We start from the raw sequence: 928 nt of genomic DNA on the forward strand, positions 1-928 counted from the left end.
GCGCGGCGGGGCCGCCGACATCGACCGCGCCGCCAAGGCGGCGAAGGCGGCGTTCCCAGCCTGGGCAGCCATGCCTGGCGAGGCACGCAAGAAGCTGCTGCACAAAATCGCCGACGCAATCGAAGCGCGCGCCGAGGAGATCGCTTTTGTCGAATGCATGGATACCGGCCAGGCGCTGAAGTTCATGGCCAAGGCAGCGCTGCGCGGTGCCGAGAATTTCCGTTTCTTCGCCGACCGCGCGCCCGAAGCGCGCGACGGCGAGACGCTGCGTACGACAGGCCAGGTCAATATGACGACGCGCGTTCCGATCGGCCCGGTCGGCATCATCACGCCGTGGAACACACCGTTCATGCTGTCGACGTGGAAGATTGCGCCAGCGCTGGCGGCCGGCTGCACCGTGGTTCATAAGCCGGCTGAATTCTCGCCGCTGACCGCCCGCCTGCTGGTCGAGATCGCCGAGGAGGCCGGCCTGCCGAAAGGCGTATGGAACCTGGTCAACGGCCTTGGTGAAGACGCCGGCAAGGCGCTGACCGAGCATCCCGACATCAGGGCGATCGGTTTTGTCGGCGAAAGCCGCACCGGTTCGATGATCATGAAGCAAGGCGCCGGCACGCTGAAGCGCGTGCATTTCGAGCTTGGCGGCAAGAACCCTGTGATCGTCTTTGCCGACGCCGATCTCGAGCGCGCCGCCGACGCCGCCGTATTCATGATCTATTCGCTGAATGGCGAGCGCTGCACCTCGTCGTCGCGGCTTCTGGTCGAAGCCTCGATCTATGAAAGCTTCACCGCCAAAGTCGCGGAGAGGGCGAAGCGCATCGTCGTCGGCCACCCGCTCGATCCGAAAACGGTGGCCGGGCCGCTGATCCATCCGGTGCATGAAAAGAAGGTGCTGTCCTATATCGACATCGGCAGGGCGGAGGGGGCGACG

The 928-nt window shown here is 65.1% G+C and carries 1 protein-coding gene; it reads left to right on the plus strand.

Annotated elements, in window-relative coordinates:
- Nucleotides 1-928: aldehyde dehydrogenase family protein (locus EOA22_RS35345; protein WP_127390700.1), on the plus strand; the 928-nt coding region annotated here is incomplete at both ends.

Origin of the sequence: Mesorhizobium sp. M7A.F.Ca.US.014.04.1.1, from assembly GCF_003998745.1 — a bacterium.
Classification (GTDB): domain Bacteria; phylum Pseudomonadota; class Alphaproteobacteria; order Rhizobiales; family Rhizobiaceae; genus Mesorhizobium; species Mesorhizobium ciceri.